The organism is Pseudoflavonifractor sp. HCP28S3_F10 (assembly GCF_052065415.1).
In the GTDB taxonomy this organism is placed as follows: Bacteria; Bacillota; Clostridia; order Oscillospirales; family Oscillospiraceae; genus Pseudoflavonifractor_A.
This window is the reverse complement of record NZ_JBQHUB010000076.1, coordinates 1-679: the sequence shown is the minus strand read 5'-3', so window position 1 is coordinate 679 and position 679 is coordinate 1. Positions and strand designations below refer to the sequence as shown.

Below are 679 nucleotides of genomic sequence, written 5' to 3'. Positions count from 1 at the left end.
AACATATGGCGCACCTTGTCCAGGCGGCTGTTTGGACGGCGGGGCTGGATGACCGGCTGACCGACAGCGGCCTGATATCCTTTCAGCTCTGTAAGGCATACGCTCCGCCCGTTGGTGTAAAAGGCCAGATCAGTACGGTATGCCTGTATACAGCGGGCGGGAATCTCGCCAGTAAAGACAACTTCATCCTTTTTTACCTGGGCCGTTTCGATGGTGGCACAGTATTTCGGTGCATCATGATAAGCCCTGGAAAGGTATTCCTGGGGCGCATAGAGGATGAAGGAGAGATAAGGTTCCAGCAGCTGCGTCCCCGATTCCTTCAATGCCTGTTCCAATACAATCGGGGCCAATGAGCGGAAGTCCGCCGGCGTGCTGACCGGACTGTAATAAAGCCCGTATTCAAAGCAAATCTTACAGTCCGTTACGTTCCAGCCGAACAAGCCCTGCTCCAGCCCGTAACGGATACCATCCCTGACAGCGTTTTGAAAACTCTGGTTCAAGTATCCCAGCGAAACCCGGCTCTCGTATTGTACACCGGAGCCAAGCGAGAGTGGTGTAACAGACAGTCCTATGGATGCCCAAAACGGGTTGGGCGGCACCTCGATATGGATGGTGTGGCTGGCTGCTTTGAGCGGCCGCTCCATATAAATGACGGAGGGTTCCTTTACCACTGTTTCAA

At 54.1% G+C, this 679-nt stretch carries 1 pseudogene; it reads right to left on the bottom strand.

Going from position 1 to position 679, the window contains the following annotated elements:
• Positions 1-679, bottom strand: a pseudogene (locus ACTNBZ_RS14365) (tetracycline resistance ribosomal protection protein Tet(W)); the annotation flags it as partial.